This window comes from Prochlorococcus marinus CUG1416 (assembly GCF_017695965.1).
Lineage (GTDB): Bacteria > Cyanobacteriota > Cyanobacteriia > PCC-6307 > Cyanobiaceae > Prochlorococcus_A.
This window is the reverse complement of the sequence record NZ_JAAORM010000004.1, coordinates 89,042-109,888: the sequence shown is the minus strand read 5'-3', so window position 1 is coordinate 109,888 and position 20,847 is coordinate 89,042. Positions and strand designations below refer to the sequence as shown.

Sequence of the window (20,847 nt, the reverse complement as noted above, 5' to 3'; positions counted from 1 at the left end):
ATCTCCAACACACAAAAGAGACCTGCTCATCAGCAGGTCTCTTTTTTCGTAAGGACAGCTAGTTATTTGTCTACAACAACTTGAAAATTATTTATTTTTAACTTATTTTTAAGTATATGTAATTTCTGTGTGAGGAATTTTTATGAAACTTTTTAAGAGTTTGCTTGTAGCGCCTGCAGCTTTGGGTCTTATGACTCCATTAGCTGTAAGTGCTTCTGAAGTAAATTTGAATGATATTTCAAACTACTCTGATGTAGATTCCATAGAGTTTGCTAATTCTTTTAACAAAGTTGATGCAAATGAAACTCAACTACTTGCAGGTGGTGAGGGTATCGTTGGCAGTAATAGTCATGATGGTGGTTTCTCTGAAACAACAACTGCATCATTTAGTGCTGACATGTACTTAGGCGCTGTAGATGGTGGTACATCAAAAACTGATGATGCTTTTATGGGTACATACAGTTTCCAGATTGACTTGAATACAACTTTTACAGGTGAAGATTCACTAGATATTTCAATTGATGCAGGTAATTCCGCTAAGGCTGGTACTGTTGAATTTGATGGAAACGATACCACTGATGTATTAACTCTTGACGGGGTTTCTTATACATTCCCAATTGGAACAAAAACAACAGCTTTCGTTGGTGATAATACAGACGGAAGTTTACTCTTTAATACCGCTTGTGTTTACGGAGGCCCATCTAACACATTAGATGATTGTGGTAACAACTATTCAGCTCTTAATGGTGGAGGAGGAACCGCATTTGGTGCTAGTTATGATGTAGGTAATGGCTTTACTGCTGCTTTCGGCTATACAGGTGAAGGAAGTAATGCAGATGGACTCATGACCGAAGAAGGTGATGATGCTCTTGCAGGACAAATTGCTTATTCAGCAGATAACTACGGTGCTTCATTCACTTATGCTTATAAAGAGAACCCTACATTTAATACAGCTGTAACTGATACTAATGTTTGGGCCCTCAATGGTTACTACACTCCTTCTGGAGAAGGTCTACCATCTATAAGCGTTGGTTATGAAGCTGCTGACAGTGAAATCCCATCTCTTACTCCTAAAGATACTGATTCATCAGCATGGTTTGTTGGATTACAGTGGGATGAAATAGGACCTGGTACTGCTGGGATTGCAGTTGGAACTAAGCAACATACTGTTGATAACAGTACTCTTGATGATGAATTATTAATGTATGAAGCTTTCTATTCATACGAATTAAATGATGGAATGACTATCACTCCATTAATTTATACAAAAGAGTTCGCTTCAGGTACTGATGATGAGACCGGTTTAATGGTTAAAACATCATTCAGTTTCTAAACTAATATCTTTCTTAATTAATTAAGTTCTTAAAAAGATCTGACAATTTGTCAGGTCTTTTTTAGTTAAACATTAAATTTGTACTTTTTTTCAATGTTTCTTGTTTATTCCTCAAATTCTTAAGCTGTTTTTGTTTTAACTCTTTTAGCTCTAAATCTTTCTGATCTTTAAGCTGTTTTTGTTTTAACTCTTTTAGCTCTAAATCTTTCTGATCTTTAAGCTGTTTTTGTTTTAACTCTTTTAGCTCTAAATCTTTCTGATCTTTAAGCTGTTTTTGTTTTAACTCTTTTAGCTCTAAATCTTTCTGATCTTTAAGCTGTTTTTGTTTTAACTCTTTTAGCTCTAAATCTTTCTGATCTTCCTTTCCCTTAAATAAAGTTGTTTCATTATTTTTCTCGGATTTATATTTTGTTAAAGAGAATTTCTGATTTCTATATAAAAACTTAGCTTTGCTTTTAAGAATTAACTCACCAGAAAGATTTCCTTCGATTTTATAAGCATCTTCCCTTCTGCCATTAATACTTGAATGCTTGAATTTTGTTTTGATAAAATTTCCATAGATATCTATTTCACCAGTAATTGAAGCGTCTTGATACCCATCGCATAATGAAGTATTGTAAATTTCTCCTTTGATTTTATTTTTTTTAATTTCTAGTTCAATTGTTATTGGCAAATCTTTAGGGCACTTTTCTCTATAGAAATCCTTGAAAGGCAATAAAAATTGAGATCGGTAAATACCATCAAAATCATATTCTGCTAGTAGGCTTTGAGAAGATAAAAAAAAGAACGAAAATAAAAAAATCTTCATCAAACTCCTGTGTTTGGATTTAGATTTTTTATAAATATAAATTTTTTTATTTTTTAAATTTAGTAGATTCAAAACTTATCAACAATCATCTAATGCTGAACCAGCTGCGGCCCCCACACCTGCGCCAACAATTGCTCCAGCTGCTGCACTTTTAGCGTTTTTACCTCTGGAAGCACCAAAAAGTCCTCCCGCGATAGCGCCAATTGCACGACCATTTTTCTTACACTTTTTTCTCGATATTTTCTTGCCTTTTCCTGTATCTTTAATGGTATTTGGGCTTGGAGCAGAACCAGGTACTCCATCTGCAGTCACAGCAAGCCATTGTGCAGGTTTTTCTTTTGCTTCGATACTATTCATTCCTCCAAAACTTAGTAAAGTAAAAATAGATAAAGCTGAGATGATTTTCTTAAACATTTTTTTTATTTTTTTAATTTTTTTTAATTTTCGACTATTTCATAAGCAAACTACCCTTGTTTATATTATTTATTAAAGATTTGTAATCTTTAATAAAATTGCTAGAAATAAAGTGGATAATTTTAATTACTGAAATTTTAGGTTCTCTTTAGTTATGAATAAGTGGTGGTACCTTATAGGCGGTTCTTTTGCAGTAGCTTTTCTTGCGATTGTAGTTTCAGGACCTAAAGTAGCTGAAAACCTAAGACCTTTGAAAAATGACAGGATGCAAGAGGGATTTGAAGTTTATACAGATAAAGACACGGGTAAAATTTATGGGTATATAGAAGGCGCTGGAGGGGAAACGAGATTTGTCCAAATGGACAAAAATTCCGAAAATAAAGTAAGAAAAGAGAGAATAGAAGCCGAAGAAAAAGCAGCAAAGAAAGCAGCTAAATTAGCAAGAGAATTAGCAGAAGCTGCTGGCGAATATGTAGCACCTTTATTACCAGTTGCTGTAAGTAAAAGTAAATTAGATGTTAGATCAGGTGAAATTTTTTCAAAGGATGGAGAATTTGAAGGCTTTATAGTGAATTCAAGAGTTAAATGGAGAACTAGAGAGAGAAAGATGTTATATAGACTTTCAATAACTGCACCATCAACTCTTATCACTAATAATTCTAATAAACCAAATTGCATTTCTTCAGATAGAGAATCAGAACTTATAAGTTTGGTTACTGGAAAAGATAATGAGGTTAGATTAAGATTTAAAGATTCTGATGATTTTTGGTTAAGAGATTTCTTGATTCCTCTTAGTCAGAAAAAAGCTCAAAATTTCAAAACAACAGCTATCGATGCATTTTATAAAGATGATTGTGGAAATACAAATCAATTTGTATTCCATGGACGTCTAGATAATTTCAATCCTCCAGATTACACTTGGGTCGAAGATGGAAAACTATTATTCTCAGGAGTAAAAATAACAAGACCTGAAATTGAATCAGGATCTGAATCTGTTGATTCTGAATAAGGAAGAATTAAAAATAGTTTTAATAATTATCTAGATTGTTAATTATTTAATTAAATAGTAAATTTGAATCTTTCTTAATTCTTTTTTGTCTATTTTTGTAATCTTCTATTCTTCTTTCTTTAAGCTCCTGTAGCATTTTTTGTTCAAGTTGTTTGACTTTTTTTTCATCAAGTTCCCTAATCTGTCTTTCTTGAAGTTCTCTTAATTCTCTAAGTTGCTTTTCTTTCAGCTGCTTAAGCATTTTTTCTTTAAGAAGTTTTTCTTTAAGCTGTTTTTCCTCAAGTTTTTTCAGTTGTTTTTCTTGCAATCTTTTAAACTGCTCTTCTTTAAGTTCCTTTAGCCTTATATTTTCTAGATCCTCGTTTGTTTTAATATTATTTTTGTTTTTAAAATTATTGCTTTCTGGATAAATAATGTTGTTGAGATCTTTTTTTGTAGTTTTAAATTTTTGAAGAGAATCCATAGGAGGTGAATTAGTCTCCTTATAGTAAGTGCCTTTTTTCATGAGGTTTGTACAAGACATAAGATTTTTTTTATCTTTTCCTTTCACTGTCTTTTTATTACCATTGAGAAGCTTCTGACAGTTTGTGAACAATATCATATGTCTTTCATTTTTTTCTTCAGTGGCATTTAAGAAGTTGACCGTTAAGTTGACATAGTTAATAAATATTTGTGTCTTATATTTAGATATTTTCTCGGCTTTATTTTTAGTCCCTTCTCCTCCATAACCTCCTTGTACAGGATTCATTATCGTATATGTTGCTATAATTAAGGGAAGATATATGAAGGTTTTTATTTTAATTCTCATTTGTGTCAAATAGATCTATTTGATGAATAAGTATTCTCAGCATTTTAGATCATCTCAATGTGAGTTATGTTTTATATTTTAGAACAAATGTTTGAAAAATTAAAAATAAAAAAATTTTGAATGATCTTTTTTTGAAACTACATAACTAATTAATGTCTCCAATATTTAAATGTTTGATTTGCAGAAAAGATATAGAAAGATCAACTAAAACATTTTGGAAAAAAAAGGGGCATTTGCTATGTTCAAAATGTCTGGATAATATAGATGAAAACCAATCAAATAGAAAAATTAATTTAAAGAATTTTTAATGTAGATTTTCAAGCTTTAGAAAAAAAAAACCCTGATATTAATCAGAGTTTTATAGTTATTTGTAAATAAAAAACAAAAAATTGTAGTAAAAATAAGCTAAATAGACCGTAGTTTATAACAGCTTTGAATTTACCAATCATGGCCAAACATCTGTTTGCTCATTATGCAGTTAACTAGTAATTTTTTATACATATAAAAAATATATAAAAAATTAAAGAAGTAATTACTGTGAAGGATTTAGAACCAGCCAGGAATAATTTGACCTGTAGTTACATAAGCACCAACAGCTGCTACGAAACCTAACATAGCTGCCCAACCATTAAAACGTTCTGCTTCAGGAGTCATAATAATAAATTAAAGTTATGTAAATGATTGTAACAGCATTTATGAAGCTTTGTAAAGTATTTCCCCTGTATTTTTTGAAAATAGTGGTTTTTTTATTTAGTCCTCTTTGAAAGTGGCAATAGTGTTCTAAATCTGTATCAAATAATGGTTTTTAGTTCAATAATTGTCCGTGGAATATTAATCAATTAACTCTTGACCTGTTGTATCGTGCATTTCTATAACTATCTGGCCATTTATTGATAATTTTTTAAAATTGTTTCTTGAACTAGATCCTAACAATTATTTGTTCTGGATCAAATTTGTTAAGTATGGCAAAAAAAATTAAATTCGAAGGCCTAGAGAATTTATTAATTCTTGCTTTTAGAAGATTTTTTATACTTGATTAGTGAACTAATAACTTATATTCAGCGTTTGGTAACGATAAAAAAATAAAATACAGCTGAAGTATTGAACAAGCCCAAAATGGTATTAGATCGATGGAGTTATTTCTTGAAATATATTCGATTTAAGGACTCAATTATTAAGATGTGGGTCGCCTGAGATTCGAACTCAGGACCAGCCGGTTAAAAGCCGGATGCTCTACCGCTGAGCTAGCGACCCATTTTGTAAAATTGAGTACATATGAAATTATCCCTTTTTAAGGTAAAAAAAACAACTTATTATTTTAACTTGAACAATTGAAATACAATTCTTAACTTATTAAATAAAAAATCAAAAATTCACTCTTTGTTTACAGATAATAGTTAAGATATTAAGTAAATAACAAAATTTTTTTAAATGTTAAGAGCTATTGTCGTCTTTGCCCCAATAATCGCTGCAGTTGCATGGGTTGTTTTCAATATTCAAAAACCTGCGAGAGAACAATGGGATAGACAATTCGGAGATAAATAATAATAATTAATTAATTTAATTAATTGATTAATAAAAAGGTAATTGTAATAGGAGCTGGTCTTGCTGGTAGTGAAGCTGCTTGGCAAATAGCTAATGCAGGTATCCCCGTTGAATTAATTGAAATGAGGCCTTTTCATCTAACTCCAGCTCATCACACTGGAGACTTTGGTGAATTGGTTTGTAGTAATAGTTTTGGGGCCTTAAGTCCCGATAGGGCCGCGGGCCTTTTGCAAGCAGAATTAAGAACATTTAACTCTTTGATAATAAATACAGCAGACAAGTTCTCTGTCCCTGCGGGAGGTGCTTTAGCTGTTGATAGATCAAAATTTAGTAAATGCTTGACAGAAGTTTTATCAAGTCATCCTTTAATTGAAATAAAAAAAATTGAACAATTAGATCTACCTGGTAAAGAAAATATAACCGTACTTGCTACTGGGCCATTAACATCAGATGAATTAGGTAGCAAGATTAAAAATTTCACAGGTATAGATTCTTGTCATTTTTTTGATGCAGCGAGCCCAATTATCTATGGTGATACTATTGACCATAAAATAGTCTTTAAGGCAAGCAGATACGATAAAGGTGATCCAGCATATTTAAATTGTCCAATGAACGAAAATGAATATATAAATTTTAGGAATGAATTAATTGAAGGTAATCAGGCCTCTTTGAAAGATTTCGAAAAAGAATCTGCAAATTTCTTTGAAGCTTGTTTACCCATTGAAGAAATAGCTAGAAGAGGTGTTGAAACAATGCGATTTGGACCTTTGAAATCTATTGGTTTATGGAATCCAGAATGGGGAGATTTATTCGATAGAGAAAATAGATTAAAAAAGAGACCCCATGCAATTGTTCAATTAAGAAAAGAAGATTTAGAAGGCAAATTACTAAATATGGTTGGTTTCCAGACTAACCTCAAATGGTCAGAACAAAAAAGAATATTTAGAATGATTCCTGGTTTAGAAAAAGCTGAGTTTGTTCGTTTTGGTGTAATGCATAGGAATACATTTTTAGAATCTCCTAAACTACTTTTGCCAACACTTCAATTTTTAAAAAGAGATTCACTTCTTGCCGCTGGCCAAATAACAGGTACTGAAGGTTATGCCGCTGCTGCTGCGGGAGGTTTACTAGCTGGCATTAATGCCTCTTTACTAGCAATGAATAAAAGTCCAGTTACTTTCCCTAAGCAATCAATGATAGGCTCTCTGATGAACTTTATTAGCAATAAAAATATAATAATGTCTAATCAGAAAAAAAATAAATTCCAACCAATTCCTCCCTCATTTGGATTAGTGCCAGAACTAAACAATAAAATAAAGGACAAAAAAATACGTTATAAAGCATACCAAAAAAGGTCTCTTGAAGTCTTGCAAGATTTTAAAGAAATATTAGATTCATGTTTCGAAAAAGATCAATTAGGTGTTCGAATTAATTAAAATGAATTATTGAATAATTTAAAAATGAAAGCCAATAAAGAAAAATTTGACGTAATTATTATCGGTTCCGGAATAGGAGGGTTGGTTACAGCTTCACAGTTAGCGGCAAAGGGTTCGAAAGTATTAGTTCTTGAAAAATATATTATTCCAGGGGGAAGTGGAGGATCTTTTAAGAGAAAAGGTTATACATTTGATGTTGGAGCTTCAATGATTTTCGGATTTGGAGAGAAAGGTTATACCAATTTATTAACTCGCGCTTTAAAAGATGTAAAAGAAAAATGTGAAACAATTCCTGATCCTGTTCAATTGGAGTATCATCTTCCAAATAATTTGAGTATTTCAGTTGATAGAGAATATGAAGAATTTATTAGTAAATTATCGGATCGCTTCCCAAAAGAAAAAGAAGGTATAAGGAAATTTTATGGAACCTGCAAAAAGGTATTTGACTGTCTTGATTCTATGCCTCTTTTGTCAATTGAGGATCCTGTCTATCTTTTTAAGGTCTTTTTTAAAGCGCCATTATCTTGCCTAGGTCTCGCAAGATGGCTACCAATAAATGCTGGAGATGTTGCAAGAAAATATATTAAAGATACTGAACTATTGAAGTTTATTGATATTGAATGTTTTTGTTGGTCAGTTATGCCTGCTCTTAAAACCCCAATGATAAATGCAGGAATGGTTTTTACAGATAGACATGTTGGAGGTATTAACTATCCAAAAGGAGGAGTAGGTAAGATTGCAGAGAAATTAGTTACTGGGATTGAAAAATTAGGTAGCAAAATACGTTATAGAGCTAATGTTACTGAAATACTTTTAAAAAATGAAAAAGCTGTAGGCGTAAAACTATCAAATGGAGAAGAAATTTACTCAGATATAATTGTTTCTAATTCCACAAGATGGGATACTTTTGGTCTTAAAAATAATGATAAAGGGTTAATTGCAAGAGATTACGTACCAAAAAGTGAATATAAGTGGTCTGAAACTTACAAGCCTTCTCCATCTTTTGTTTCAATACACTTAGGCGTAGCAGGAGAATTAATAGATAAAAAATTTAATTGTCATCATATTATCGTTGAGGATTGGGAAGAATTAGAAAATGAAAAAGGAGTAATTTTTATTTCTATTCCCACCATTTTAGATTCATCTTTAGCTCCTGAGGGCAAACACATCATTCACGCCTTTACCCCTTCTTCTATAAGTGAATGGGAAAATCTTTCAAGAGAGGAATATCTTACTAAAAAAGAAAATTATTATTCTTTTTTAATAGGAAAGATTTCAAAGATAATCCCAAAATTAGATCAAAATATTGACCATAAAGAAATTGGCACTCCTAGAACTCATAGAAAGTTTCTTGGAAGATTTGAGGGTAGTTACGGGCCAATTCCCAATAAAAAATTACTTGGACTTCTTCCAATGCCTTTCAATACAACAAATATTGAAAATCTTTATTGTGTAGGGGACTCATGTTTCCCAGGGCAAGGTTTGAATGCTGTGGCTTTTAGTGGTTATGCATGTGCACATAAAATTGGATCAAAGTTAAAAATTAATGATTTTAAGTTACCAGATTGAATAAAACATAAACCTTATGAAAGAAAAATATAAAATACTTTTTGCTGTAAAAAGCTCTCTAATCTCTTTATATATAGCTCTTACAGTTCCTATTCCATTTATTTCAAGTGAACAATTAAAAATACCTTCATTATTTTTCTTCATTTTAGGTCTATTTTTGATTATCAATATTAATAGTGATTATGTAGAAACATGTGAACAGAAAATTTCTTATAAAACAAGTTTTATTTCTAGAGCCTTTGGCAAAAATAATTGGGAAATCCTTTGGAAAGAAATTAAGTCTATAAAACCACTACAAACAAGCCAGGGTAGTAAAGTTTTTTATTTTGTTGATGCAAAAGGTAGAACTTTTCTAGTACCACAACGTATTGAAAATTTTGGTATATTTTTAGATAAAATTGAGAGTAAAACAAATATCAGTACAGAGGTTATATCTTATATCTCACCTTTATGGACTTATAAATTACTGACAATGTTATCATTTCTGATGATCGTTGGAGAAATTATCTTATTTTTGGTTTAGATATTATCAAGACTAAATCTATATCCTTGCTGTCTTACTGTTGTTATACCGCCCCCTTCTCCTAGACCTGCCTGTTCTAGTTTTCTTCTTAAAGTTAATACTTGAGTATCTACCGACCTTGGGCCTCCGCTAAAAGGAGGCCAAGCCATCCTTAAAAGCTCCTGTCTACTTCTTACCATCCCTGGGGGCATAAGCAAAGCACAAAGTAACGCAAACTCCCTCGGGCTTAATTCTACGGGTTTCTCACTAAGTGTTACCTGTCTTAGGAGAAGATGGACTTCTAAAGGTCCAACTTCAACTTTTTCTTGTAGTCCTATTCTTCCTCTTTTCAAAAGTGTTCTACATCTAGCGGCCAACTCTTCAAGACCAAATGGTTTTCTGAGAACATCATCAGCTCCTTCATCTAATAAATTGACTAGTGCTTCAACACCTGATCTGGCAGTTAAAACGATTACTGAGCATCCCAACTGTTGGGCTAACCTCATTGCAGTGTTGTGCTCAAGAATTTCTGCGCTGACCAATAGGTCAGGTGATTGTTCTCGACATAGGTCAACTGCTTCTGCGGCTGAACCAACTGCAGCAGCTAAGTGACCATCTTGACGAAGTCTTTGTACAAGGACAGTTCTTAGTGTGGGGTGAGGTTCAACAACAAGAACTCTTGAGGGTGTTTGAGGGCTCGTAGGCAATTGTGAACTGCCAGGGGTTGGAGCTAAGATTTGCTCAGTTGATTGCATTCTTAATTACTGTTGGGCCAGGCAATTTTGTATCATCCTTAATAAGGTATAACAAATGCTAAATAAAAATCAGAATCTATCGAATTATGACATCATTTGAAAATCCTAAAGCAATTCGTCATTTTCAATCAATTTGCGATAGTTGCCAAGCCTTGGTTAGTCGTTTTCATACCCCTTCAGACCTGAAGCTATATTGTGATGGTTATCTCCAAGCCTTAAGGAATTGCAGTAGTTTAGAGCAGAGAGATCAAGAGAAATTAGAAAGATTAATAGAAAGATGGATTTTAGATCCATCGAGTTTTATTGAACCAGGTGGGGATGTAAATAATGGTTTTTTTGATAAAAAAAGAGTTTAAAATATTAATTTTTATTAACTAATATCAGTATTTATACTTATTAATTGTTTTAGGATGCTAATTCGATTTCAATCTTTTCTTTTAAGGTCCCAGCGTTGTACATTTCAATAAGAATGTCTGATCCTCCTAGAAATTCACCTTTTAAATAAACTTGAGGGATAGTAGGCCAATCTGAATATTCTTTAATACCTTCTCTTACATCAAAATCACTAAGAACATCAAAAGTGCTAAATTCAACACCTAGAGAGTTGAGAATTTGAACGACGTTGTTGGAGAATCCGCATTGAGGCATTAATTTAGTACCTTTCATGAAAACCATAACTGGATTTGATTCTATTAGGTTTTGAATTTTATCTTTAGTAAGATTTTCCATAATTTAACTTGGGGTTTCTGTTTTTAGGGCTAGTGCATGGATAGCCTCTGAAGCTAATTCTTCTTTAAGGGCAGAATAGACTAGTTGATGTTGTTTAACTAATGATAATCCATTGAACATTGATGAGATTACCGTAACTTGTAAATGATCATTTCCCTTAAGATTTTCAACTTTTACTTCAGAATCCGGTAATTTTTTTGTAATTAAGCCTATAACTTTTGATTTAGTAATCATGATAATTATTTAGAAACCTTTATAAGTTGTTTCAACGAAACCAAGTTGTAATAAATTCTGATATGCTTCTTTACCTTCAGTACTATTTGGAGTCATTAATCTAATTATTTCAACAAGTAAAGGTACAGCTACCTCAGGTTGTTTTTTCCTTTTGTAGAGAGAAGCCAATCTGGCATTTGATTGTGCCCATATTTTTATAGATTTTCTCCCTTTTTTATCCAATTCAAGAGGAATTCTTGCGTCTAAACCTTTGAATGATCCATTGAGATCTCTATAGAATCCAGCAAGTTGTCTTGCTAAATTCCTTGCTTTATCATAAGTTTGCTTTGCTTTTTCAAAATCACCATCTTTTACAAGTTTGTCGCCATTGTTTAAGTAATCTTGGACATCAGAGATTGATAGCTTTTTGTTTGTACTTGAAAGAACCTTATATTCATTTGGGTTCTTACTTTCTGCATAAGATAGGTTCATATACGATGGTATCCCTATAAACATAAAAATTATTGGGATCATTCTTAAGAATTTCATATTCTCTTATAAATTATTAAATTTAATATTAACTGATAATGGATTTATCGACCTACATTTTTTAAAGCAATTTTTTCTGCGTTGTGCATTCTTTTATTCAAAATTTCATTAAATTCATTAATTGATAAATTGGAATTTTTATTTACTAACATAGGATCTCCAATGTATAAGGAAGCTGTTCCTCTGATTTTTGGAGATACCTGGCTATAAGCAATCCCTATTGGAATTATAAAAATTGAGTTTGTTTTTTTTGCTGCCATCAGAGCTAATCTATACAAACCCTCTTTGAGAGTTAATTTTTTGCCATATTTATTAATTTTGCCCTCAGGGAAAACTACGAGTTGATTCTTTTTTACTATTAGATTTACAGCATATCTTAATACTGATAGAGAAGGAGATAATTGATCAATTGAAAAACAACCGAGTCTTTTTAAAAACCAACCTTGGATTCCTTTCATTTCAGAATTTGTAACCATAAATCTACAATCATTACTGGTTACCCTCCTACCTATTGCCTTAGTAAGAATCAAACCATCCCATCTTGATCTATGGGTTGGGGCCAAAATAATTGAAGAATTTTTTGGTATTGAAAAACTTTTATTTATTATTGTTATTTCACTAAAAAAAACCTTTATTACAATGTCCTGGGTAACAAACATCGCTAAAAAACCTAAAACAGGATTAATACCATAATGAGTATCAATAGATTTTTTCTTCAAGTTCAATTAACTATATATTAATAATTTATAGGTTTGTAATTTTTTATTAGCTATTATTGGGCGGTTACTAGATTGTCTAGAAACTAAGATTTTGAAATTATGACCACTTTAGGAGTAAACATTGACCATATCGCTAATGTTAGACAGGCCAGGAAAACTATAGAGCCCGACCCTGTACAATTTGCTTTTTTAGCTGAATTAGGTGGAGCAGATTCAATTACCGTTCATTTAAGAGAGGATAGAAGACACATACAAGATAGAGATGTATTTCTTTTGAAAGAAACTATCAAAACAAAACTTAATTTAGAAATGGCTGCTACAGAAGAAATGTTAGAAATTGCCAAAAAGCTTCTTCCAGATTATGTAACACTAGTACCAGAGAAAAGAGAGGAAGTTACCACTGAAGGGGGATTGGATGTAAAAGGGAATATGAAATACCTTAAGAATTTTGTTGAAAATTTAAATGATTCCAATATTGAAGTAAGTGCTTTTATTGATCCTATTTGTGAGCAGATCAATTATTCAAAAGAAATAGGGTTTAATTTTATAGAATTACATACTGGTAAATATGCTGAACTAACCGGTTATAATCAACATAAAGAGCTTCAAAGGATTGTTGAGTCTACACAAGAAGCAAATGACCTAGGATTAGTTGTTAATGCTGGTCATGGACTAAATTACAATAATGTAAAAAAAATTGCATCAATTAACAATATTAACGAGTTAAACATAGGTCATAGTATTGTTGCAAGGGCTTTAGCGGTAGGATTAGAAAAGTCTGTTCGTGAAATGAAGTCACTTATTAACTCAAATTAAATTTCAAATGACAAAATATTTTTTCGTCGCGGCAAGTCAAAAATTTTTAACAGTTGAAGAACCAATTGAAGAGATTTTGAAAGAGAGGGAGAGGAATTATAAAGAAAACAATAAAGAAATAGATTTTTGGCTTTTAAAAAATCCATCCTTTTTACAAACTTCTCAATTTAAGAATCTAACAGCAAAGATCCCCTCCCCCCCAGCAGCTGTTTTATCTACCGATAAAAAATTTATAACTTTCTTAAAGCTTCGTTTAGAGTTCGTTGCCGTGGGGGAATTCGAATGTCCTAATGCAGAAATAACTGATCCATTTAAAGTTTAGTAATACAAAGAATTAATAAATTGCTCAATCTTTATAAGTCAAACAAAATTGAAGTAATTAGTGATCTGCTAGCAGAAGAATTAAAAATATCTCCTCCTTTTATAACTGAGAAATTAGAAATAGCTGTTCCTAATTATGTTTTGGGTAAGTGGTTAAGTGAACAAATAACTATAAAAAATAAAATAAGTGCTCTTTATGAATTAAAGACAATATCAAGTTACACCGAATCATTATTGACAAATTTTTTTCCTGACATTGATATGGGGTTATGGAATTTTGAATCAATTAAATGGGGAATTGTTGATTCTTTAGAAGAATTAAATAGCTTTAAAGAATCATTTCCACTTAGAAATTGGATTAATAAATATTTGGATAATAAAAAGACAATTGATGGAGACCTATATAATCTGACAAAAAAGATCACGAATAATTTTATTGATTATCTAATTTTTAGACCAGAAATGATTGCTGACTGGAATAGATATGAAATTAATTCACTTAATCTATTTAAGAATTTAAATTCAGATCAATTTTGGCAACCTATTTTATATAAATTATTAGAGAAAAAGATATCTGAAAAACCTTCATGTTTATACATGATTGAAGTAATTAAGAATTTAAGTAAAATGAAAAACTTTCAAATTAAAGTCCCAAATCAAATTTATATTATTTCAGATAATAATTTATCAAAACTATATATTAATTTTTATTCAGAACTTTCTAAGTTTACTAAGGTAAATTTATATTTAATATCTGCAGGAAATGATTTATGGAAAAGAATAAATTGTCTTGAAGGTGAGTTGGAATTTGATAATTATGAAAGTAAATTGAATTTAAATAATAAAAATATAGAGAAAATATTTGGTAAATTTGGAGCAAACTTTCAGAAATTAATTGAGGAAAATATTTATAAGGAAGGTATAAATTTAAAAAATAATCTAATATACATTGATCCAACAAATAATTTTAATAAGAAGAAAGATATTCCTCTTCTTAATCAAATACAAAAAAGACTAATTGATAATAATAGAAATGATTTTATAGTAAATAAAAGTGATGATTCGATATTACTTTGTGAGCATTCTAATCAGAATAGTCAATTAGAATATTTAAGAAACAAAATTATAGAAATAATAAATTCTTGCGAGAATATTAAATATAGTGATATTGCTATTTTATCTCCACAAACTAATCTAATTAAACCTTATCTAAGGTATGTCTTTAATAATGAATTAATTAATGGTGAGAAGATACCTTATTTTTTTATTGATGAAGATAATCATGATTCTCCAGACATATATAAATTTTTAATTGACATCACTGAAATAGCAAATGAGAAAATTACACTTGAAAAAATAGATTATATTCTTTCTAAAAAAGTAACTCAGAACATTTTTGATTTTCATATTAATGAGAAGGAAGAAATTATTTTTTTACTTAATAAAGTTGGTTTTCATTGGGGATTAGATGCCAATGAAAGATTAGGGGAAGAAAAAAATACACTAGAGTGGTCTATAAATAGAATTATTTTAGGCTTGATTTATGACAAAGAAGTCAATTTAAGTACTTTTAATTTAAAACCATTTAGCCCAAAAAATATAAGTTTGGATTTGAATAAATGGGTTAAAATATTACTACATTTAAAAAAATATATTAATTTACTAAGGGGATCTTTTTCTTACTCAATTTGGGTTGAAAAGATAAAGTTTATATTAAAAAGTATCGCTGATTATAATGCAAATTTTAATTTAGAAATAAGTGAAATAAATAGAATTCTTGATAATTACGCAATACCTTTAATTCCTGAGGATCTTATTTTGTTAAATGTTTTTAGAGAGATATTAATTTCTTGCATAAATAAAGCTAAATATCAAAGTAAATCACGTATAAACAAGATCCTAGTAAGTGATATTGAGAATGCAAGGCATATTCCAAATAAGGTTATCTTCCTAATAGATATGAATAGCGTTTATTATCCAAAATCACCAAAGAATGAAAATATTAATTTATTAAATAATAAATATCACCTGGGCGATCCATCAGTTTTTGAAAGAGAGAAATATTCATTTCTAGAGTTGTTAATTGCCTGTAGAGATAAATTTATAGTTACTTGGGTAAAGAATGACAAAAACAATAAAAAATTAGATGTTTCTTTTCCTATAAAAGAGTTAATTTCTTTTTTTGATAGTTTCTTAAACCAAGGCCAAAGAGAACTAATAATTAAAGATTCTGATTTAATTAAAAAAGAAATAATTAATATTGATAGTTCTAAGATAATTAAAAGTAATTATTCCCTAGTAAAAGATATAGATTGGAATGAAATAAAATCTGATATTAAAAATTACAAATTATCAGAACTGATTTATTGGTTCAAGAATCCACAAAAATATTGGCTAAATAAAAAAAATATTTCTCCTAAGGAAATATTTATTCATCATCCAGATGAGGAGTATGTAAGTAATCTTCAGAAATCTCAACTAATTAACAAAATAATCAAGGAATTAGAGATTGATAACCATAATTTTATTGATGATTTAAAAAATTTGAATATTAAAGATCAATTGGTTGAAAATGGTATTATTATTTCCAAAAATAGTATTTTTATAAAAGAAAAAGAAATCAAAGATTTATTAGGTAGTCTATCTGCCCTTTTGAGTCAAGATAATAAGATTAATAGAATTTATGTTAAATCAAATGCAAATAAAGAAGAATATTTCATCGCCGATGACACCGTAATTGAATTAATTCATACAAAACTAAGTTTAAGTCGTTTGACAGAAGCTTGGATAAAATCACTCTTTATTTCTTCTTTAAAGAAGAATATACAAAAGACTAAAGTAATTTTTAGAACAGAAAATCATTATAAATCACAAATTATTCAATTACCCGGAGCAATTGAATCAAATTTAATTTTGGAGGAATACATAAATATTTTTAAAAATTTTTCTGAAAAATGTTTACCTCTTCCTCCAGAAAGTACTTATAAATACGTAGAAGCAAAAATAAAATCAAAAAATGAGAAAAAAGCTTTTTCCGATAGATGGATTGGTAATAAAAATTTTTCTAAAGGAGAAAGAGATACTATCGAAATGAAATTGTGTTTTGGAAATGAAAAAGAACCATATTTCTTTTTTGGAAATAATAATTTTGATAAATTATCATTCAGATTATATGGTCCTCTTATTGAAGCATTAAAGAAATAAATAATGACTAAATTTCGGTTAAAAATTTTTTTAAAATGTGCTTATGAACTAATTCTTGTTTTTTTACAGTTCTTTCTTATTAGTCTCCATTTTTTTCAATGGGAATTTATTCCACAAAAACAAATAATTCAAGTCACTCCTTTTTCTTATTTAGTGGGGTTTTTAACTATCATAATCGCTTTCATAATGTTGATAGTTGCAATTAAAGACTTAGGTAGAAATTTATCCCCTTTCCCAAGACCTGTAAACAATAGCAATCTTGTTAATACAGGTATTTATCGATTTATGCGTCATCCTATGTACTATTCTTTGATATTAATTTCCTTTGGCTTTTTTATAACAAAGCTATCTTTTTATTATTTAATTTTATCAATAAGTCTGGGTTTAATAATTAAATTTAAGATTGCTTTAGAAGAACAATATTTAAACAAAAAATTTAAGAATTACCTACTTTATAAAAATGAGGTCAAATATTAATTAAATAAAGATATGGATATTAATAAAATTAAATTAGATAATAAATTTAAATTACTAGAAGCAAGTGCAGGCACTGGCAAAAGTTTCTCTTTGGCTCACCTAGTTTTAAGAAATGTTTTGGAGAAAAAAATTAAACCAGATGAGATACTCTTATTAAGTTTTACAAAAAATACGTGTTCTGAACTAAGAGAAAAAATACTTTTTAGATTTCAGGATTTAAAATTATATTTGCAAAATCATAATGAAATTGAGATAGATAATACTCTTAAGGATTGGTATCTAAATTTTAAGGAAAAGGAAAAATCTAAGGAAAAGATTATATCTGAAATTGATAATTTTGTTAATGAAATTTATAAGTTACAAGTAACTACATTTCATTCTTTTTGCAATAATATTATTGATGAATATAGTATTGAAATAGGAGTAACTCAAGATCCATACATTGAGAATAATATAGATAATTTTTATAAAGATGTGATAGATAATTTGTGGATTGATGATTTTCTAAATCTTAATCCTGAGCTTATTTCAGCAGTCAACAAAAAAAAAATAAGTTCTAGATTTGGAAGTAGAATCAACAAGTCATTTTTTGTTGAAATTTTAAAAAACATAGATCAAGAAAATATTTGTAACTTTCAAATAAATAATAAATATAAGATTATTGATCTAAATAGTTATTTTAATGAATATTTTTATTTAAATTGGAATGAGTTTTGTTTTGAATGGAATAAGAAAGGTAAGGAATTATTTTTACAACTTATAGAGTTGGGGAAATTAATTAAGGACTCTGGTGGTAAAAGTCAAATATATGCAGCAAAACCCAGAAATGATAAGTTTAATCAAATAATTTGTTGGATTGAAGAGATTAACAAAAATCTTAATTCGAAAAATGTGATTGATTTTATATATGAGATTTCTAAAGATGATCTTTTATTTAAATATTTTTATATAGAAAATATATCTAAAGAAATTAATAAACATAATCTTAAATTAGATTTTACTAAATTTAATTTATTACAAGATAAAATTTATAAAATAAAAGAAGGTTTCTATACTGAATTTGTAAGAATATTTACCCAATTAGCTTATATAAAATTAATTGAATTAAAGGAAAGTTTTTCTATTTTTAACTTCAATGATCTTATAAAGACTGTGGAAAATACATTTCTAGATTCAGAAATTAGTAATAGTGGTACTCTATCTAAAATTCAAAAAAGTTTTAAATGTGTCTTAGTAGATGAGTTTCAAGATACAGATAATACTCAGTGGAATTTACTAAAAAAATTCTTTAATACTAAAAATCATTTTTTACTTTGTGTAGGTGATCCAAAACAAGCTATCTACAAATTTAGAGGTGGAGATATTGAAACTTACTTAGATGCAAGATCTAATGCAATTGAAGTTTTTAGTCTTACAGATAACTATAGATCCTCAAAAAAGTTAATGGATATTATTAATAAACTTTATAAGAATGGACTTAAACAATCAAAACTACAATATAGGAAATTAACCTCTCGAATTAATGAAAACATTAATTCTGAATTTAAATTTAAGGATGTATTTGAAATTGTAGAATTTTCAAAAAAAAAGACTGATATAGAGGATCTTGTAACTCATTACATAGTTAACTTTATTTTAAATAATAAAGAAATTGATATTGACAAAATTGCGATTCTTACATTAAACAATTCGCAATGTTTAGATTTGAAAAACAAATTAAATCAGTTTAACCTCCCATGCAAAATTCAAAATAAACAAAATATTTTTGATACAGAAGCAAGTTCTCTATTATTTTTATTCATGGAATGTTTATTAAATCCGAGGTTTTTTAAAAATATAACCTTGCTTGCTGCTTCAAAGTTTATAGAAATTAAATTAGAAGAACTACTTGATGATGGGATAAGTAATAATTTAGAAACTTTGATTAATAAATGTATTAATTGGTCTCAGGAACTAAAAGAAAAAGGATTTCTAAATATTGTTAATGAACTTCTTATAAATTATAAGTCATCCTCAATTATTCAAGATTCAGATTTAAATTCAAATTTATTTCAACTTTCAGAAATTGTTGAAATAGAATTAATCAATAATGATTTTAATCTCAATAAAGTTTTTAAATGGTATAAGAATCAGTTAGATCTTTCTTTAAGAATATGTACTGGAGAAGATTTTTTGACGAAAGATTATAATCTTCAAAATGGAATAAATCTTTATACCATACATAGTAGTAAGGGCCTAGAATTTGACATGGTCTTATGTCCATATCTCTCAATTATTTCTAATAAATCAAATAAAATCAAAGGACCTATTTGGAAATCAAATATTGATAGAAACATATATATTAATATTTCTAATAATTACGCGAAGGTTAAAAAATTTAAATTAATAGAAGAAGAAGATTTATTTAAAGAGAGTGAGAGGTTAATTTATGTAGCACTTACAAGGAGCAAATATAAACTTATAGTTTTTAATGATTTAGAAGATACAAATAATATTTTAAATAATGATTTACTTAATAATTTGGAAAACATTAATATTTATAAGTCTAATTTTGAAGATAGGATAGAAAAAGAGAAAATTAAAGAAATTTTTGCTAAGTTCCAAAATACCCGCTTTAATAATAATATTTGGAAAACTGATAACGTTAATAAAAAAATATCTAAGGAATTTAATTCTGATCAATTAATTTCTTATTCTAGTTATTCATCTTGGATACGTAAAGATAAAAATATTGAAGCAGTCATTAATCAATATAAGGATTATGAAGATAATATATCAATTATCAAAGAATCTAATTTTAAGAACTCAAAGAATTATCCTAATTATTTTTCTTATCCAAATCCCTTAAGTGAATTTCCAAAAGGAAATATTGCTGGGACTTGCTTACATAAAATAATAGAAAGATTTGAATTTAGAAATGATAATAATCAAGAATTAATTGATTTAATTATTGAGGAATTGAACTTACATCAAATCGATACTTCTTTGGCTTTTAAAGTAAAAGATGCAATTTTAAGAATTATAAATATATCTTTAGGCAGTAAATTACAAAACAAGAAACTAGTTGATATACCTAATGAATACTTAATTAAGGAAGTTAAATATGATTTAACACTATCTTATGAAGGTAGAAATATAAATTCTCATGACATATCAAAATGCTTTCTTTTAGATCAGGAATATGAATTTGGTGAAGAATATGCCGATAAAATAAATGATCTTCAATTTATGAATAAAGGCTTTCATTCAGGATGTATTGATTGTATTTTTCCTGTAGGTAATACACTAGAAGATAGTAAATGGTGGGTAATTGATTGGAAAAGTAATTTGATTTCTGGAAGTGATAATAGTGATTGTTTACCAAGAAACTATAACTATGAAAATATGAGAGATGAAATGATTAAACATCATTATCCCTTGCAATCTCATCTTTATTTATTAGCATTACATAGATTATTAAAGTGGCGACTTAAAAATTATCAACCACATAAACATCTAGGAGGATATATTTATTTGTTTTTAAAGGGATTGCCAGATCTTGAATTATTTGAAAAATCGAATTGGAAAGATATATCTCCAGGTGTTTTTATTAGCAATGCACCTTTAATGAGAATTAATTATTTAGATAACCTTTTTTAGA

At 28.8% G+C, this 20,847-nt stretch carries 21 protein-coding genes and 1 tRNA gene; 12 read left to right on the top strand and 10 right to left on the bottom strand.

The features are described 5' to 3' along the window. The first annotated feature begins 142 nt into the window (after positions 1 to 142). Entirely contained in the window at positions 143 to 1,333 is a 1,191-nt protein-coding gene (locus HA146_RS05945) for a porin (protein WP_209108654.1), read from the top strand. A gap of 61 nt (positions 1,334 to 1,394) precedes the next feature. Here HA146_RS05945 and HA146_RS05940 read toward each other — a convergent pair whose 3' ends face one another. Both HA146_RS05940 and HA146_RS05935 read right to left on the bottom strand, forming a co-directional pair. After that, entirely contained in the window at positions 1,395 to 2,141 is a 747-nt protein-coding gene (locus HA146_RS05940; protein WP_209108653.1) for a hypothetical protein, read from the bottom strand. A 78-nt stretch (positions 2,142 to 2,219) separates the two neighbouring features. Further along, positions 2,220 to 2,555, bottom strand: a complete 336-nt coding sequence (locus HA146_RS05935) for a glycine zipper domain-containing protein (RefSeq protein ID WP_209108652.1) — start codon at positions 2,553 to 2,555, stop codon at positions 2,220 to 2,222. Between the two features lie 154 nt (positions 2,556 to 2,709). On the opposite strand from HA146_RS05935, the gene HA146_RS05930 reads away from it, so the two are divergent. Beyond that, complete coding sequence (locus HA146_RS05930) at positions 2,710 to 3,564, top strand: hypothetical protein (RefSeq protein ID WP_209108651.1); 855 nt, start codon at positions 2,710 to 2,712, stop codon at positions 3,562 to 3,564. A 46-nt stretch (positions 3,565 to 3,610) separates the two neighbouring features. Here HA146_RS05930 and HA146_RS05925 read toward each other — a convergent pair whose 3' ends face one another. The 3 genes from HA146_RS05925 to HA146_RS05915 form a co-directional block, all read right to left on the bottom strand. Then, the gene (locus tag HA146_RS05925) at positions 3,611 to 4,312 is read right to left on the bottom strand and encodes a hypothetical protein (protein WP_209108650.1); all 702 of its coding nucleotides are present in this window, start codon (positions 4,310 to 4,312) and stop codon (positions 3,611 to 3,613) included. Positions 4,313 to 4,918: 606 nt separating this feature from the next. Further along, positions 4,919 to 5,026 carry a high light inducible protein gene (locus HA146_RS05920; protein ID WP_011132751.1) on the bottom strand — a complete coding sequence of 36 codons (108 nt, stop codon included), beginning with the start codon at positions 5,024 to 5,026 and terminating at the stop codon, positions 4,919 to 4,921. 528 nt (positions 5,027 to 5,554) lie between these two features. Then, positions 5,555 to 5,626, bottom strand: a tRNA-Lys gene (locus HA146_RS05915). Between the two features lie 177 nt (positions 5,627 to 5,803). Here HA146_RS05915 and HA146_RS05910 point away from each other — a divergent pair. The 4 genes from HA146_RS05910 to HA146_RS05895 are packed head-to-tail and all read left to right on the top strand — an operon-like array spanning position 5,804 to position 9,445. Further along, complete coding sequence (locus HA146_RS05910; RefSeq protein ID WP_209108649.1) at positions 5,804 to 5,917, top strand: photosystem II protein Y; 114 nt, start codon at positions 5,804 to 5,806, stop codon at positions 5,915 to 5,917. A 23-nt stretch (positions 5,918 to 5,940) separates the two neighbouring features. Further along, positions 5,941 to 7,353, top strand: a complete 1,413-nt coding sequence (gene trmFO / locus HA146_RS05905) for a methylenetetrahydrofolate--tRNA-(uracil(54)-C(5))-methyltransferase (FADH(2)-oxidizing) TrmFO (protein ID WP_209108648.1) — start codon at positions 5,941 to 5,943, stop codon at positions 7,351 to 7,353. A gap of 24 nt (positions 7,354 to 7,377) precedes the next feature. Beyond that, positions 7,378 to 8,922: a carotenoid isomerase gene (gene crtH / locus HA146_RS05900; protein WP_209108647.1), complete on the top strand. Its 1,545-nt coding sequence runs from the start codon at positions 7,378 to 7,380 to the stop codon at positions 8,920 to 8,922. Positions 8,923 to 8,938: 16 nt separating this feature from the next. Next, positions 8,939 to 9,445, top strand: a complete 507-nt coding sequence (locus HA146_RS05895; protein ID WP_209108646.1) for a hypothetical protein — start codon at positions 8,939 to 8,941, stop codon at positions 9,443 to 9,445. Here HA146_RS05895 and HA146_RS05890 read toward each other — a convergent pair. After that, the gene (locus tag HA146_RS05890) at positions 9,442 to 10,179 is read right to left on the bottom strand and encodes a response regulator transcription factor (RefSeq protein WP_209108645.1); all 738 of its coding nucleotides are present in this window, start codon (positions 10,177 to 10,179) and stop codon (positions 9,442 to 9,444) included. The two genes, HA146_RS05895 and HA146_RS05890, sit on opposite strands and share 4 nt — an antisense overlap. An 86-nt stretch (positions 10,180 to 10,265) precedes the next feature. Between HA146_RS05890 and HA146_RS05885 the strand changes: the two genes are divergently transcribed. After that, entirely contained in the window at positions 10,266 to 10,535 is a 270-nt protein-coding gene (locus tag HA146_RS05885) for a DUF6761 family protein (RefSeq protein ID WP_209108644.1), read from the top strand. Positions 10,536 to 10,584: 49 nt separating this feature from the next. Here HA146_RS05885 and grxD read toward each other — a convergent pair whose 3' ends face one another. Genes grxD through HA146_RS05865 form a run of 4 tightly spaced genes read right to left on the bottom strand, consistent with a single transcriptional unit; the run spans position 10,585 to position 12,329 of the window. Continuing rightward, a complete protein-coding gene (gene grxD, locus HA146_RS05880) occupies positions 10,585 to 10,908 on the bottom strand; it encodes a Grx4 family monothiol glutaredoxin (protein ID WP_209108643.1) in 324 nt (107 codons plus the stop codon). 3 nt (positions 10,909 to 10,911) lie between these two features. Then, a complete protein-coding gene (locus HA146_RS05875) occupies positions 10,912 to 11,142 on the bottom strand; it encodes a BolA family protein (RefSeq protein WP_209108642.1) in 231 nt (76 codons plus the stop codon). A gap of 9 nt (positions 11,143 to 11,151) precedes the next feature. Continuing rightward, complete coding sequence (locus HA146_RS05870) at positions 11,152 to 11,670, bottom strand: hypothetical protein (RefSeq protein ID WP_209108641.1); 519 nt, start codon at positions 11,668 to 11,670, stop codon at positions 11,152 to 11,154. Between the two features lie 44 nt (positions 11,671 to 11,714). Next, entirely contained in the window at positions 11,715 to 12,329 is a 615-nt protein-coding gene (locus HA146_RS05865; RefSeq protein ID WP_209108701.1) for a lysophospholipid acyltransferase family protein, read from the bottom strand. A gap of 159 nt (positions 12,330 to 12,488) precedes the next feature. Between HA146_RS05865 and HA146_RS05860 the strand changes: the two genes are divergently transcribed. Genes HA146_RS05860 through HA146_RS05840 form a run of 5 tightly spaced genes read left to right on the top strand, consistent with a single transcriptional unit; the run spans position 12,489 to position 20,846 of the window. Then, entirely contained in the window at positions 12,489 to 13,205 is a 717-nt protein-coding gene (locus tag HA146_RS05860) for a pyridoxine 5'-phosphate synthase (RefSeq protein WP_209108640.1), read from the top strand. A gap of 7 nt (positions 13,206 to 13,212) precedes the next feature. Beyond that, the gene (locus HA146_RS05855) at positions 13,213 to 13,527 is read left to right on the top strand and encodes an MgPME-cyclase complex family protein (RefSeq protein WP_209108639.1); all 315 of its coding nucleotides are present in this window, start codon (positions 13,213 to 13,215) and stop codon (positions 13,525 to 13,527) included. A 20-nt stretch (positions 13,528 to 13,547) separates the two neighbouring features. Next, positions 13,548 to 16,730, top strand: coding sequence for an exodeoxyribonuclease V subunit gamma (locus HA146_RS05850; RefSeq protein WP_209108638.1), 3,183 nt, complete (start codon positions 13,548 to 13,550; stop codon positions 16,728 to 16,730). A gap of 3 nt (positions 16,731 to 16,733) precedes the next feature. Further along, positions 16,734 to 17,207, top strand: a complete 474-nt coding sequence (locus HA146_RS05845; RefSeq protein ID WP_209108637.1) for a methyltransferase family protein — start codon at positions 16,734 to 16,736, stop codon at positions 17,205 to 17,207. A 12-nt stretch (positions 17,208 to 17,219) separates the two neighbouring features. Continuing rightward, positions 17,220 to 20,846, top strand: a complete 3,627-nt coding sequence (locus HA146_RS05840) for a UvrD-helicase domain-containing protein (RefSeq protein ID WP_209108636.1) — start codon at positions 17,220 to 17,222, stop codon at positions 20,844 to 20,846. The last annotated feature ends 1 nt before the right edge of the window (position 20,847 follow it).